The 13,976-nt window shown below is 65.2% G+C and carries 11 protein-coding genes; 3 read left to right on the top strand and 8 right to left on the bottom strand.

Features of this window, described 5'->3' with window-relative positions:
• Positions 1 to 158 precede the first annotated feature (158 nt).
• The 3 genes from VM99_22745 (at position 159) to VM99_22735 (ending at position 1,953) form a co-directional block, all read left to right on the top strand.
• Positions 159 to 455: a hypothetical protein gene (locus VM99_22745; protein AKK01836.1), complete on the top strand. Its 297-nt coding sequence runs from the start codon at positions 159 to 161 to the stop codon at positions 453 to 455.
• On the top strand, positions 442 to 1,617 hold the full coding sequence (locus tag VM99_22740) for a 3-carboxymuconate cyclase (protein ID AKK00748.1): 1,176 nt from the start codon (positions 442 to 444) through the stop codon (positions 1,615 to 1,617). The genes VM99_22745 and VM99_22740 overlap by 14 nt, the downstream gene beginning before the upstream one ends.
• A gap of 156 nt (positions 1,618 to 1,773) precedes the next feature.
• Entirely contained in the window at positions 1,774 to 1,953 is a 180-nt protein-coding gene (locus VM99_22735) for a hypothetical protein (GenBank protein AKK00747.1), read from the top strand.
• Positions 1,954 to 2,387: 434 nt separating this feature from the next.
• On the opposite strand, the gene VM99_22730 is transcribed toward VM99_22735, so the two are convergent.
• The 8 genes from VM99_22730 to VM99_22695 all read right to left on the bottom strand — a co-directional run bounded on the left by VM99_22730 (position 2,388) and on the right by VM99_22695 (position 13,967).
• Entirely contained in the window at positions 2,388 to 2,990 is a 603-nt protein-coding gene (locus VM99_22730) for a glutathione S-transferase (GenBank protein ID AKK00746.1), read from the bottom strand.
• Entirely contained in the window at positions 2,987 to 6,628 is a 3,642-nt protein-coding gene (locus VM99_22725) for a chromosome segregation protein SMC (protein ID AKK00745.1), read from the bottom strand. The genes VM99_22730 and VM99_22725 overlap by 4 nt, the downstream gene beginning before the upstream one ends.
• Complete coding sequence (locus tag VM99_22720) at positions 6,625 to 7,869, bottom strand: exonuclease SbcD (protein ID AKK00744.1); 1,245 nt, start codon at positions 7,867 to 7,869, stop codon at positions 6,625 to 6,627. Before VM99_22720 ends, VM99_22725 begins: the two co-directional genes overlap by 4 nt.
• Positions 7,870 to 8,095: 226 nt before the next feature.
• Complete coding sequence (locus VM99_22715) at positions 8,096 to 9,733, bottom strand: protein BatD (protein AKK00743.1); 1,638 nt, start codon at positions 9,731 to 9,733, stop codon at positions 8,096 to 8,098.
• Complete coding sequence (locus VM99_22710) at positions 9,730 to 11,463, bottom strand: membrane protein (GenBank protein AKK00742.1); 1,734 nt, start codon at positions 11,461 to 11,463, stop codon at positions 9,730 to 9,732. The genes VM99_22715 and VM99_22710 overlap by 4 nt, the downstream gene beginning before the upstream one ends.
• Positions 11,460 to 12,539, bottom strand: coding sequence for a BatB protein (locus VM99_22705; protein ID AKK00741.1), 1,080 nt, complete (start codon positions 12,537 to 12,539; stop codon positions 11,460 to 11,462). Before VM99_22705 ends, VM99_22710 begins: the two co-directional genes overlap by 4 nt.
• Positions 12,532 to 13,026: a hypothetical protein gene (locus VM99_22700; protein ID AKK00740.1), complete on the bottom strand. Its 495-nt coding sequence runs from the start codon at positions 13,024 to 13,026 to the stop codon at positions 12,532 to 12,534. The genes VM99_22705 and VM99_22700 overlap by 8 nt, the downstream gene beginning before the upstream one ends.
• Positions 13,023 to 13,967 carry a transmembrane protein gene (locus tag VM99_22695; GenBank protein ID AKK00739.1) on the bottom strand — a complete coding sequence of 315 codons (945 nt, stop codon included), beginning with the start codon at positions 13,965 to 13,967 and terminating at the stop codon, positions 13,023 to 13,025. The genes VM99_22700 and VM99_22695 overlap by 4 nt, the downstream gene beginning before the upstream one ends.
• Positions 13,968 to 13,976: the final 9 nt, after the last annotated feature.

The following is a 13,976-nucleotide window of genomic DNA, read 5'->3' as shown; positions in this document are numbered from 1 at the left end:
TTTTGAATACAGCGTTTGTGTTCGCTGGAAATCCAACTGTGGGAGCGGGCTTGCCCGCGAAGAGGCCAGCCCTGCCAACGACGCTTCTGAAGTGATGGCCACGGCCCACTCGCCCATTGGGCTATCATGTCCACTTCCCCAATGAATGACTGATGCCCATGACTGCCGTAACTGACACTCTGCTCGATGCCCTTCACAAATGCGACATGCTGATCATCGACGGGCTGCATGCATTCGATTTCTCCCTCGACGAGCAGGACCAGTTGCACGTCGAGTGCATGAACGGCCGTACCCTCGAACATTGGCGCTTTACCCCGGCGCAGATGCAGGCCGCGACCTTCGACCCGGCCCGCAAGCACTGGATCATCACCAGCGATTCGGGTGACCACCACTTGGAATGCGTGGAAGCGACCAGCGGCCACGACGATGAGGACGACGAACATGAAGATGCGTAGTCTCTGGCCACTGTTGATGGCTGGCAGCGTGGGAGCCATGGGTGTGCAAGCCGCGACCGATGAGCATTACCCGCTGTTGGTGGGTTCCTACACCGCCGGCCAGAGTCAAGGCATCTATCGCCTGCAATTCGACAGCCGCACCGGTCAGCTCGATCCCAAGCCCTTGCAAGTGGTCAAGACCGACAACCCTTCCTGGCTGACCCTGTCGCCGGACATGACCCGGCTGTTCGCGGTCAACGAAAACGGACCGGGACAGAAAGACCCGGTGGGCAAGGTGAGTAGCTACGCCATCGATCCCAAGAGCCATGAGCTGAGCCTGATCAACCAGGTGCAATCCTTGGGCAATGAGCCGACCCATTCCAGCCTCAGCGGCGATGGCCGGCATCTGCTGGTGAGCAACTATTCGGTCGTGGAGGATCCGGGCGGCACCCTGGCGGTGCTGCCGGTCGGCGCCGATGGCAAGCTGGCGCCGGTGGTGCAGTTGAGCAGCCATCAGCCGAGTCGAGTCAACCCCGAGCGGCAGATGTCGGCCCACGTTCACTCGGCGGTGTCGTCACCTGACGGCAAGTATGTGTTCGCCAACGACCTGGGGGCGGACAAGGTGTTCATCTACCGCTACGACCCCAAGGCCAATCCTGAGTTGCCACTGACGCCAGCGGATCCGGCGTTTGTGCAGTTGCCACCCGGCAGCGGGCCACGGCACCTGTTGTTCAGCGGTGATGGCAAGCACGCCTGGCTGACCATGGAGATGACCGCGCAAGTGGCGGTGTTCGACTATCAGGACGGGCGCCTGGCCCAGCGACAACTGGTGGACCTGGCGGCCGGCAAGCCCCAGGCAGGTAAAGCAGCGGCGGGGCTGCATGCGTCCAGGGACGGCAAGTTCCTTTACGTCAGCAATCGCGGCACCACCAACGAGGTGCTGGTGTTCGCCATCGACCCGGCGGCGGGGACGCTCAAGGAGCTGCAACGCCGTTCCGTGGAAGGCGATCACCCTCGCGAGTTCAGCCTCGACCCGAGCGAGAAGTTCTTGCTGGTGGCCAACCAGAAGAGCAACCAGATAGTCGTGATCGAGCGTGATCCCAAGACCGGCCTGCTGGGTAAAACCGTGCAGAAACTGGCGATGGATGCCCCCAGCGACCTGAAGTTCATCTTGCGGCAATAGACCGCAGGCCCCGATTTTCGGGGCCTGCGTGGTTGTATCAACGGGACTGATATTCGCTAGTAGCGCAAAGCATTTCAAAGCGGGACGCCTCGGCGCGTAAGTTTGCTTCACGGCCCAACCGGGCAGACAAGCCAACTGAATCCGAGGACTACCGCCATGAACTTCAATCTCTTCTCCGTCATCGCCGCTTCCGCCATCTCGGCCACTGTCGCGCTGCCTGCCAGTGCCAGTGTCGAAATCAGCGAGAAAAGAAACCACACCCAGAGCTACACCCAGAAGTACTTGCAACAAAGCGCCAATTTCTACGCCGCGCTGGACCACAAGGCCCAACACTGAGCGACCCTGCTGCAACTGAAGCCTGCGATCTTTTCGTCTTTCAAAAAGAGAAAAGATCGCAGGCTTCGTCGTTTTCGGGGTTCGCCGGAAATCCTGCTGTAATATCACTTGGCCATGTGTTTAAATTTGACGCTGACAAATTGACTCCTTTGCCGATAAGGATCGACACCATGGCGATGCGTCTGGCAGTGATGCTGCTGTTCCTCTATTCCACCCCGATCGTCTCCGCAGCCCAGCCGGTTCCCGGCGAACTGGAAGTGGCGCGGGAGCGATTACTGAGTTTGTTGAGCGATTGACCTAGGATCGAACGCGACCGCTGTTGTGGCGAGGGAGCTTGCTCCCGCTGGGCTGCGCAGCAGACCTTTCTTTGCGATTGCTGCGCAATCGAGCGGGAGCAAGCTCCCTCGCCACAGGGGTGATGTGCGGGCTGTTAGTCACTTCGCCATGATTGCCACGAACAGCTCCGACTCCAGAAACCGTTGCAGCCATCGTTGCAGATGAGGGTAGGGCGCCTGGGCGAACCATTCGCGGTCGACGTGGGCGAACTGGCGTATGAAGGGCATCAAGGCCACGTCGGCCAGGCTCTGGTGAGGCGCGACCAGAAACGGCCGGGTTTCAAGCAACGCTTCTAACGTGCGTAGAAACCCCTCACCCTCGGTTCGATAGTGTTCCACCGGATGCTGCGGATGACGTTCGGGGTACTTGTAGCGATTCAGGTGCTGCTTGAACTCCTGATCGTTTTCCTCGATCAACGCCGCCGTCGCCGCTTGACCAACGGGATCGCCCAGCAACCGCCAGTCCTGCGGATCATGCTGGGCCAGGGCCCAGTTCATGATCTCCAGGCTTTCATCGATTACCCGGCCATCGGCCCACAGCACCGGCACCGTGCCTTTGCTGGAAAGCGCGAGCATCTCGGCCGGCTTGGCCTTCAGGCTGACTTCGACGATCTCCAGTTCCACCGCGGCGTAGCGCAGGGCCATGCGCGCCCGCATGGCGTAAGGGCAGCGCCGGAAGGAATAAAGCGTGGCGTGGCTCATTTCACCTCCACCGTGCTCAAGCCGTTGCCCTGGCGACGCACCTGGATCTGCACCGGGATCCGCTCGTGCATTTCCTGCACGTGGGAAATCACCGCCACCTTGCGGCCCTGGGCCTGCAAGCCGTCGAGCGCGTCCATCGCCAGTTGCAGGGACTCGGGGTCGAGGCTGCCGAAACCTTCGTCGATGAACAGCGACTCGATCCGCAACGTGCTGGATGCCATCGAGGCCAGGCCCAGCGCGAGGGCCAGGGACACCAGGAACGTCTCGCCACCCGACAGCGAATGCACCGAGCGCAGTTCGTCGCCCATTTCCGTGTCCATCACCAGCAACCCGAGCATGCTGCCGCCGCGCTTGAGCCGGTAGCGACGGACCAGTTGCCGGAGCTGGGCGTTGGCGTGGTGCACCAAAAGGTCAAGGTTGTAGGCCTGGGCGAGCTTGCGGAAACGGTCGCCGGTGGCCGAGCCGATCAGCGCATCCAGGCGCGCCCAGCGCTGATACTCGGCATAGGCCTGCTCGATCTGTTGCGCCAGGGCCTGGTTGGCGTTCTGTCGGCGCTGGTCTTCGGCCTGTTCGGCGCGCAGTTCGGCGCAGCGTTGTTCGCTGGCGGCGAATTGACCCTGCACCTCGGCAAGGGCGTTGGCCAACTGCTCGGGCAACAGGTTGCCATTGTGCTGGGCCTGATGATTGTGCAAACGCTGCTCGCGTTCGGTGAGCAGCACACGGGCCTGTTCGATGGCCTTTTCGCTGTTGAGCAAGCGCTGGCGTAGCTGGCTGACGCCTGCCTCGTCCAACGCCAGCAAGGCCTCCAGCGCCGCGTCGTCCAGCTCGGGATGGGAGGCGCGCCATTGGGCGATGCCGGCGACCAATGCCTGCTGCTCGGCTTCCAAGGCTTGCACCTGTTCCTGCCGGGCCTTGAGCTCGGCTGCCCGTTGCACCAAGGCGTTACGCAGTGCCTGTAGCTGTTGACCGGCGGAGGCCTCGGCGGTGCGCGCCTGCTCCAGGGCCTGGTCAAGTCGCTGCTGCCAGTGTTCGGCGCTGGCGTGTTCGCCCAGCAGTTGCGCGAGCCTCTGCTGGCAGGCCTGCTGCTGTTCGGCCAGGGCCTGGAACTGCTGTTGCGCCGACTCCAACTGCTGCACGCGGGTCTGCTGGCGGTCCTGTTCTTTTTCCAGGGTCTGCTGGCGATTGAGCTGTTCGGCGAGTTCGTCGCGCTGCTGCTCCAATTGCGCCAGGCGCTGGGCAATCTGCTGGTCGAGTTGCAGGAACGTCGCGGCGGGCTCGGTGCGCAAGGCCTGCAAGGTATCAGCCGGCAACAATGCGCTGAAATGGCCCAGCTCGTCGTCCAGGCGCTGGCGATCACGGGCCAGTTCCTGTTGCTGGTTGCTCAGGTGCTGGGCCGCCTGCTGGTTCGCCGTTTCGGCTTGGCGCAGCTGCTGCGCCAAGCGCGCGGCGTCTTGTTGCAAGGTCAGCAGGGCGGTTTGCCGTTGCTCGTCCTGTTGGATGAGTTGGTTCAACTGGCTGTCTTGCTGGGTCAGCCAGGCGTCGCGCCGGTCGGGATCCTGGGCCAGCAGTTGCGCCGACAGGGGATGGGCCTCCAGGCTCGGGGCCAGGCTTTGCTGCTGGCTGGCCAGGTGTTCGTGCTGTTGTTTGAGTTCCTTGAGCTGGGCGATGACGCCGCTGTACTGCGCGCGCAAGTCGATGACTTTTTCATTGAGTGCTTCGACGGCCTTGCGCGCGTTGGCTTGCTCGCTTTCATCGTGACGCCCGAGGCTTTCCAGCAGGGCCTCGGGTTGATGGTAGGGATGCTCGACGCTGCCGCAGACCGGGCACGGTTGATCGTCCTGCAACTGCGCGCGCAGTTGCTCGACGCTCTCGCTGCGGGCCAGGCGCTGCCGTTCCAGCAATTCGCGGGTCACGGTCAGGGCCTGCTCGGCCAGCGCCAGTTCGGCCTTGGCTTCGCCGCCTTCACGCACCAGGCGGTCACGGGTCTGCAACGCCTGTTGCTGGCGCTGTTCGAGGTCGGCGCCGCGCTTGTCCAGGTCTTGCTGGCTGGCCCACAGTCGCGCCAGTGCTTCGAATGCGCGCAGTTGCTTGCGGTTGTCCTGCAGCAGGTTGCCAAGCAACTGGATCTGTTCGGCGACCGCTTCCGGTTCAGCGCCGGCTTCCTTGTAGAGCACGTCGAGCGCCTGGCGCAGGGACGTCAGCGCCTGGGCCGCGTCGCTGGCGTTTTGTTCCAGCGTGGCGAGTTCGGCCTGGCCCTGGTTCAGGCGATTGCCGATCAGCATCAGTTGTTGGAGGCGATCGCGGTAGGCATTCCAGGCCTCGCTGAGGGGCGCCAGGTGGCTGCTCTGTTCGAGCTCGCCGCTGATGCGTTGCAGGCGTTCGGCCAACTGCTTTTGCTGGTCGAGCAGCGTATCGATGGTTTTCTGGCCTTCGGTGCAGGCCTGTTGCGCCTGCTCCTGGCGCTCGGCGGCTTGGCTTGCCTCTTTTGCGAGGTGGGCCAGGGTGTTTTGTTCTTCAAAGGCCTGGCGCAGCAACGGTGCCGTGTCGCTGCTTTGTTGCCGGGCCAGGACCAGGGCCTGCTGTGCATCCTCCAGGCCTTTGTCCAGCACCACCTGTTGGGCCTGCAAGTCGATTTGCTGCTGGCCGAGCTGCTGGACCTGCGCCGTCAGGGGCTCCAGCTGCCGAGCCAATTCCGCCTGGCGGATGAATTGATGGCGCTGGGGAGCCAGTTGCTCCAGGCGCGTCAGCTTCAGGCGTTCCTCTGCCAGGGCGTTCCCATCGGCCTGGGCCTGTTGCAATTGCTCGGCGGCGTGGGCGTGTTCATCCTGCAGTTGGCGCAGGTCCTTGAGCCAGGTGTGCTGCAACTCCAGTTGCTTGAGTTGGGCCTGCTGGGCTTTGAGCTGTTGCTGGGCGTCGTTGAAGCGCTGGTCCAGCTCGGCCCGGGCCTCGGGTGCCAGCGGGGTGACGCCGGTGGCCTGGTCTTGCAACTGCCGGTGAGTTTCCTTGGCCTGCTTGGCCTTGTCGAAGGCGCGACGTCCCAAGCGAGTGTACAGGGCGGTGTCGGTGAGTTTTTCCAGCAGCTCGCTGCGGTCGTTGTCATCGGCCTTGAGAAACGCGCTGAACTCGCTCTGGGCCAGCAACACGGCGCGGGTGAACTGCTCGAAGTTCAGGCCCAGGACGGCTTCGAGCCGCGTCTTGTACTCGCCTTTCTGGCTGGCCAGCAATTGATCGTTGTCCAGGTCCCGCAGGCTCTGGCGGCTGGCCTGCAACTTGCCGCCGGCCTTTTCCCGGGCGCGATTGGCTTCCCAGCGGGCGCGATAGCGGCGACCGTCGATGCCGCGAAAGTCCACCTCGGCATAGCCCTCGCCGGTGCCACGGCGCAACAGCGTGCGCGGGTCGCCCGTGGCAATCTCGCCGTCGGCGTCCGGCACCTTGGCATCGCGTGCGGTGTTGTTGAGGCGCGGCACCGCGCCGAACAGCGCCAGGCACAAAGCGTCGAGCAAGGTGCTCTTGCCGGCGCCCGTGGGGCCGGTGATGGCGAACAGGCCGGCGCTGGCCAGCGGTTCGGCGGTGAAATCGATTTCGAAAGGCCCGGCCAGGGAGGCCAGGTTCTTGAGGCGGATCGCGAGGATCTTCATGGCTGCTCGTCCTCCAACTGCACGTCTTGCAAGAGCACGGCGAAATCCTTGAGGGTCTGTTCGTCCACTTCGTTGCCATAGGTGTCCTGCCAGGCGCGGCTGAACAGTTCCTCGGGGCTCAGTTGATCCAGTTCGATCAACGCGGCGTCCTCGTCGGTGCGCCCGCTGTCGCCTTGGCCGGCGTATTCGGCGGCGATGCGCACCAGACGCACGGCCTTGCCTTGCAGCGCGGTTTCCACCTGATGGCGCAGGTCCGGTTGCGGCTCGTCGAGGCGCACCCGCACCTCCAGCCAGGGTTGACGCTGGACGTCGGCCAGCAGGTCGACGTCGGGCAGTTCCTTGAGTTGCACCAGGAGGTCGGCCAGCGGCGCCGGGCCCAGCCGTTGCAGATTGACGGCCCGGGGGATCAGCCGGGGCTCGACCTTGGCCAGGGTGTCGCCGTCCAGGGTGATGTCGAGTATCTGGTGCTGATAGCCGATCTCGGAGAATGACAGCGGGATCGGCGAACCGCTATAGCGAATGCGTTCTTCACCGTTGACCTTCTGCGGCTTGTGCAGGTGGCCAAGGGCAACGTAGCTGATGCTCGGGCCGAACAGGCTGGCGGGCAGCGCTTCGGCATTGCCGATGATCAGGCTGCGCTCGGAGTCCTCGGACACCGAGCCGCCGGCCATGTGCGCATGGCTGACGGCGATCAGTGCCTGGCCTTTCTTGCGCTTGCCATTGGCGGCGGCGATCAGCCACTCATGGACCTGGCCGATGCCTCGCAGGTAATCGTCGCCCAAGTGCGCGCCGGTGACTTCGGCGGGGCGCAGGAAGGGCAGGGCCAGGCACCACGCCTTGACCTTGCCCTTGGCGTCGGGCAGCGGCAGGAGCAGGCGTTCGACGTCCAACTGGCCGTCGTCCAGCCACAGCACCCGGCCCAAGGCATGGGTGCGCAGGCGCCGCATCAGGGGCGCGGGCAGTTCGATCCGCGAGCCGGAATCGTGGTTGCCGGCGATCATCACGATGGTCAGGTTGGGGTTTTGTTCGTGGGCGCTGACGATGAAGTCGTACAGGCGCTCCTGGGCTTTGACCGGCGGGTTGACGGTGTCGAAAATGTCGCCGGCGACCAGCAGGGCATCGGGCTTCTCGGCGGCCAGTTGGCGCAGCAGCCATTCAAGAAAACACGCGTGCTCGAAATCGCGCTCCTGGCCGTGCAGGTTTTGCCCCAGGTGCCAGTCGGAGGTGTGGAACAGACGCAAGGCAAACTCCAGAAAAACAGGTGATGGCCGCGGGTGAAGAGGGCGGCTGGAAAAGTGCAGAGTTTACTGGGAAGAACCGATCCTGTGGCGAGGGGATTTATCCCCGCTGGGCTGCAAAGCAGCCCCAGAACAGGCGACTCAATCTGTCTGGTACACCGAGGCGTAAGTATTTAGGGCCGCTTCGCAGCCCAGCGGGGATAAATCCCCTCGCCACAAGTGTCGGGGATTATTTGGGATAAAGCGGTGGCAAGCCGCTGTCGCCCAGCAGGTCCTGGGCGCGTTCTGCGGTGGGGATGGTGCGGATGGCGCGCCACAGGTCGTCGCCTTGCCAGTGTTGGCCAGTTTCGCTGTAGAGGGCGCCGTTGAGGCCGTCGAGGGCATCGGACAGCGGCACGAAGCGCGCGGCCATGTCGGCCAGGGTTTCCGGTTGCTGGCGGGCCCAGGCATCCAGGGCCTGGCGGGTGGCATGGGGGTCGTTGGCCAGGCAGGTGCGCTTGAGGTCGTCCAGCAACGTGCGCGGGCTGGGTCCGGCCTGGGCCGAGCGCAGGACCGCCGGCTGCGAGCGTGCCCGCCACCACAGGCCGAAACCGAGCAGGGTCGTGCAGGCCAGGATAAAAGTCCCCAGTTGCCAGTACCACAGCGTTTCGCTGTCGACGGTGGTCACCACCTGCGGGGCTCCCGGCGGGGTATCGACCATCAGACTCGGGTTGTTCGCCACCTGCAGGGTGCGCGCCGGGAGGCTGGTGCGATCCAGGTGGTCTTCCAGGGTGTTCCACCAGACCACTTCCACCGGCGGCAGCTCGATGGTGCCGCTGCGGTTGGGCACCAGCGCCTCGCGATCCTCGCGGCTGCCCACCAGGCCACGCTCGCTGCTGCGGCTGCTGAGCACCGGTTGGTCGGGGTAGCGTCGCAGGCCGTTGATCTCGGTGGCCGGCAGCGGTGGCAGTTGGGCGCTGGCCAGGCCTTCGGCTTCGAGGGTCAGGCTGCGGGTGAGGGAGTCGCCGACCTGGCTGTGGGTCGGCTCCGGGCTCCAGCTCTCGCTCAACGACAGGCTGCGGGCCGGCAGCCAGGGCACATCGGCCGGGTAGCTGGCCGGCTTGGGGTTGACGGTCAGCACCAGTTGCTCGGAGCTGACGTGCATCAACTGGCCGGGTTTCGGGCCCGTCGGCGCGGCGCCCTGGGCCACCGGTTCCACCAGGGTGGCGCTGAAGGTCTGGGCCGGAATCGTCAGTTCGCCACTGCGTTGCGGGTAGATGCCGTAGCGCAGCTCAATGACACCGTGGCGCACGTCGTTGATGACTTTTTCATAGGTGCGCGACTCGCCCAGTTGTTCGGTGCGGGCGTCGGGAATGTGCAGCGGCGTCAGGCTGCTGTCGTCGTACAGCGACACCGAATGGTAGATGCGCAGGGTCAGGATCGCCTGGGCCTGCACATACACCTTGTTCTGGTCGAGGCTGGCCTCGATGAACACCGGCGCAAGGGTGCCGGATGCGTTGCGGGTCTCGCTTTCGATCACTTGCAGGGTGATGGGCTGGCTGGTCACTTCGCCCAGTTGCAACGGGGGAATGATCACGGTGCCGCTTTCGCGCGGCAGCAGGGTCACGATCCAGCGGGTGGTGGCGCGGTTCTCTCCGTCGAGGGTGGTCAACTGGTTGACCTGCCGGGTGCCGCGCACCTCGAACAGCGCCTGGAGCGGGGCCAGGTCGGGCTTACCGAACAACGTGGCATCATTGGATTCCAGGGTCAGTTCCACCGTTTCGCCGGAGTTCAGCCGACTGCGGTCCACGCTGGCCGTCAGCTGTGCGGCCTGGGTTGGGCACACCCAGAACAGCAGGACGAGAAGGTAGGCGGTGAAGCGGGTCATGGGGTTTTTCCCTGGGCCTGATGGCTTTGTTGTTCGTACCAGAATTTACGCCTGAGCAGTTCGCCTGGATTGTCCGGGATCTGGCGCAGCCATTGCTCCAGCGCCTGGCGCTGTTCTTCTTCATTGCGCTGTCCGGCGGCGGGGCGCAACGGCGGTGTGGTGGTCTGCTCGTCGGGCAGTTCGCTGCCGGGCACGTCCTGGGCGCCCGAGGGCGGTGCCGGGTGCGCCTGGGGTTGCTCCTGCGGCGTCGCCGTTTCAGTCGAGGGCTGGCCCGGTTCCGAGGACTGGGCGGAAGACGTCGCGTCCGGCGCTTGCTCGGCAGGTCCCGGTTCTTCGTTTTGCGTCGGTTTCGGGGTTGGCTCTGGCGCCGCCTGCTCGTTCAACAGGCCCTGTACCAGGGTTTTGTTGGTCTGGGCGGGGCGCAGGTCCGGTTGCAACTCCAGCGCCTGCTCGTAGGCATCCACCGCGGCTTCCAGCTCGCCGCTTTTGGCCAGGGCATTACCCCGATTGTAGTGGGCGCGGGCGTCGGTGCCTTCAGCGAAGCGCCGGGCGGCTTCACTGTAATTGCCCGCTTCGTAGAGAGCGACGCCTTGCCATTGGCGGTCCTCGAAATGCGCGGCGGCCTCGGCTGGGCGTTTCTGCTTGAGCAAATGCTGGCCCTGTTGGTCGGGACGCAGCCACAAGTCCTCGAATTCGAAGGCCTGGCCGGTCTGCGGCAACACCAGCAGCAACGGCAGGCAGAACAGCCAGCCGCGCCGGCCCGCGCAGGCCGCCAGCAGCAACAGCGGCAAGAGCAGCCAGTAGCCCTGGTCGGCCCAGGCGTCCAGGCGCAGCATCTGGCCGTCCTCGCGCAGATGACGCGGGCCATCCAGCAGGCCCAGGCCGCGCAGGTCACTGTCGTCCAGGCGCGCCGGACGATAACGCCCGTCCAGTTCATTGGCGAAGGACTTGAGCCCCGCGCTGTCCAGGCGTGGCACCAGGATCGCGCCCTGGGCATCCTTGAGGTAGCTGCCATCCTCTTGGGCCACCGGCGCGCCTTCCCGGGTGCCGACGCCCAGCATCAGCCATTGCGTGGGCGAACCGTCCAAGACCTGGTGGATACCCTGGCGCTCCTGCTCGTTCAGCGACGAGGCGATCAGCAGGATCCGGCCGTGGCCGAGTTCGGCCTGGTTCAGCAGGGCCATCGCCTTGATCACCGCCAGGTCGGCGCGATGGCCGCCCTGGGGCATGATCGAGGGTTTGAGGGCCTCGAGCAGGTTAGCGCTGGTGGACAGGTCATCGGACAGAGGCACCAGCGTGTGGGCGCTGCCGGCGTAGACGATGATCGCGGTCTGGGCGTCGCTGCGGTTGTGCAGCAGGTCCAGCACCTTGCGTCGGGCCTGCTCCAGGCGCGTGGGCGGCACGTCGGTGGCGAGCATTTCCGGCGTCAGTTCCAGCACCACCACCAGCGGGTCGGCAGGCTTCTGGCTGGTCTGTTCGACCCGTGCCCAGCTTGGACCCAGCAACGCCAGTACCGTCAACAGCCAACCCAGGCCGAGGGCAATCCACGGCAGTCGGCTTTCGCGACCCTTGCCACCGCTGAGCAGCACCGAATGAAACGCGGCCGGCAGGATCATCTGCCAGCGGCCCACCCGACGCTGGCGGTGCCACAGTTGCCAGAGCAACCAGCCCAATAGCGGCAGCAGCAGGATAAAGACGGGGCGCAACCAGTGCGGCCAGAGCGCAGTCATCGACGCCTCCGCAAGCGCAGGCGCTTGAGCCGCTGGCGCCACTCGGCATGAGGGGTCGATTGGAACAGCGGCTGGTTGAACAGGCGTTGCAAGGGGTTGTCCGGCCAGCGCTCGCGGGCCACCAGCAGCATGCTCAACAGCAGTGCCACGGCCAGGGGCCAGTGATAGAGCGCCTGGGCCGGGCGGGCCTGGGTCGGTTGCTGGGTCACCGGTTCGAGCTGGTCGAGGGTGGTCTTGATCGCCAGCAACTGTTCGCCATCCTGGGCGCGGAAATAACGCCCGCCGGTGGCCTGGGCAATTTCCCGTAGCGTCGCCTCGTCGAGGTCCAGGCTCGGGTTGACGCCGAGGAATCCCGCCGTGCCGCTTTGCTCCGGGTCAGCGCCGATACCGATCGGGTAAATCTTCACTCCTTCGTCGGCCGCCAGCCGGGCGGCGGTCAGCGGGTCGATTTCCCCACCGTTGTTGGCGCCGTCGGTGACCAGGATCAGCACGCGGCTGTGGGCCGGACGCTGGCGCAGGCGCTTGAGGGCCAGGCCGATGGCATCGCCAATGGCGGTGTTCTTGCCGGCGATGCCAATGCGTGCTTCGTCGAGCCAGCGGCGCACGGTACGCCGGTCGAAGGTCAGGGGCGCTTGCAGATAGGCCTGGCTGCCGAACAGAATCAGTCCGACACGGTCACCTTCGCGGCTTTCGAGAAAATCCCCGAGCATGTGCTGGACCAGCGCGAGACGGCTGACCTCTTCGTCTTTCCACTGCATGTCAGGGAAGTCCATGGAGCCGGAAACGTCCACCGCCACCAGCAGGTCGCGGCCGCTGGCCGCGATGGGCAGCGGCTCGCCCAGCCATTGCGGACGGGCGGCGGCGATCAGCAACAGCAGCCAGAGCAGGATGAAAGGCGCTTGCTGGCGCCAGCTCGGCAGTTGCGTGCGGGCGCGACGCCCGACAAGGCCTTCGAGCTCCCCCAGGAAACTGACCTTGAGCGCCGGCTCGCCGCTGTCGGCCGCGGGCAGCAGCAGGCGCATCAGCCACGGCAGCGGCAACAGCGCGAAGATCCACGGCCAGGCGAACTCAAACATGTTTGCGAATCCAGATGTCGACTGCCTGGGTCAGGCCGGCAATGGCTTTGTCGTCCAGCTTGCATTCGGGTTTGTAGGCCCCTTCGACCAGGACCATCCAACGGGTCAGCCCGGCGGCCGGGCAGCGGTTATCCAGGAAGGCCAGCCATTGGCGGCCGTTCAGGGTGTGGCTCTGGCTGTAGGGGTAGTGGTTGCGACACAGGCGCTTGAGCAAGCCGTTGAGCTGCTGCAACCAGGCACCGGCCGGTGCGCCATCGTAGGGCTTGGGCAATAGCGCCAGTTCGGCCAGCGCGGCCAGGCGCACCGGGTCCAAGGGTTGCTCGGTGCGACTGATGGCGCGCTTGGCGGGTAGGAAACGGCGCAACTGCCACAGCCCAAGGCCCAACAGTGGCAGCAATATCAGCAGCAACCACCAGCCTGGCGCGGGTGGCCAGAAACCAATGGGGGGCGGCGCCATCAGTGGCTGCAACTGGTCCAGGCTGTTCATCGGCTGATCCCGGCCCGCTTGGGGTTCAGGTACTCGCGCAATTGCTCGACCATGTCGCCCTGGGTGCTCAGGGGCATCATCAGGATCCGCAGTTTCTGCGCCAGTAACTCCCAGCGCTCCTGGCGCGCCTCGGCCTGGGCGCGATAGGCCTGGCGCAGTTCGACATTCAGGGTGTCGAGCTCCAGTTGCGCACCGCGCTGGGCGAAGCGCAGCAAACCGGCGGCAGGCAGGGCGTGGTCCAGCGGGTCCGAGAGCGGCAGCAGCAACAGGTCGCAATGACGCGACAGCAGGCTCAGTTGCTGCTCGGCGCTGTCGGACAGCGCGCGTTCGTCGCAGATCACGATCGCCAGGCTGCCCGGGCGCAGCACTTCCCGGGCCCGACGCAGGGCAATGCCGAATGAATCGCGGTCCGGCTCGCCCTCGGGGTGCAACGACTGGTTGACCCGCACCAGGCGGTTGAGCAATTGCAACAGGCTTTGTTTACTGCGCCGGGGTTTGACCTCGTAGTGGGTGTTATTGCCGAACACCAGGCCGCCGACGCGGTCGTTGTGGCCCAGCGCGGCCCAGCCGATCAGGCTGGCGGCCTGGGCCGCGAGCACCGACTTGAACAGCAGGCCCGACCCAAAGAACAGGCGGTGGCTCTGCTCGATCATGATGAAGATCGGCCGCTCGCGCTCTTCGTGGAACAGCTTGGTATGAGGTTCCTGTGTGCGGGCGGTGACGCGCCAGTCGATGGTGCGCACATCGTCGCCGGCCTGGTAGACCCGCACCTGGTCGAAATCCACGCCGCGTCCGCGCAGCTTGGAGTGGTGCAGGCCGATCAACGGGCTGCGTTGGCCCGGGGTCGAGAACAACTGCACTTCGCGCACGCGATGACGCATCTCGATCAGCTCCGAAAGGCTGACGCGGATGCCCGGTGCGGGCGCCAGTGGGTTAGTCATGACGCCTGC

This window comes from Pseudomonas chlororaphis (genome assembly GCA_001023535.1).
Lineage (GTDB): Bacteria > Pseudomonadota > Gammaproteobacteria > Pseudomonadales > Pseudomonadaceae > Aquipseudomonas > Aquipseudomonas chlororaphis_E.
Note: the sequence above shows the minus strand (reverse complement) of the source record. Positions and strands in the feature narration are given on the sequence as shown.

Bases quoted from the DNA above. Each gene is read 5' to 3' on its own strand.
- VM99_22745 (AKK01836.1), top strand. From the start codon at position 159: ATGACTGCCGTAACTGACACTCTGCTCGATGCCCTTCACAAATGCGAC.
- VM99_22740 (AKK00748.1), top strand. From the start codon at position 442: ATGAAGATGCGTAGTCTCTGGCCACTGTTGATGGCTGGCAGCGTGGGA.
- VM99_22735 (AKK00747.1), top strand. From the start codon at position 1,774: ATGAACTTCAATCTCTTCTCCGTCATCGCCGCTTCCGCCATCTCGGCC.
- VM99_22730 (AKK00746.1), bottom strand. From the start codon at position 2,990: ATGAGCCACGCCACGCTTTATTCCTTCCGGCGCTGCCCTTACGCCATG.
- VM99_22725 (AKK00745.1), bottom strand. From the start codon at position 6,628: ATGAAGATCCTCGCGATCCGCCTCAAGAACCTGGCCTCCCTGGCCGGG.
- VM99_22715 (AKK00743.1), bottom strand. From the start codon at position 9,733: ATGACCCGCTTCACCGCCTACCTTCTCGTCCTGCTGTTCTGGGTGTGC.
- VM99_22710 (AKK00742.1), bottom strand. From the start codon at position 11,463: ATGACTGCGCTCTGGCCGCACTGGTTGCGCCCCGTCTTTATCCTGCTG.
- VM99_22705 (AKK00741.1), bottom strand. From the start codon at position 12,539: ATGTTTGAGTTCGCCTGGCCGTGGATCTTCGCGCTGTTGCCGCTGCCG.
- VM99_22700 (AKK00740.1), bottom strand. From the start codon at position 13,026: ATGAACAGCCTGGACCAGTTGCAGCCACTGATGGCGCCGCCCCCCATT.
- VM99_22695 (AKK00739.1), bottom strand. From the start codon at position 13,967: ATGACTAACCCACTGGCGCCCGCACCGGGCATCCGCGTCAGCCTTTCG.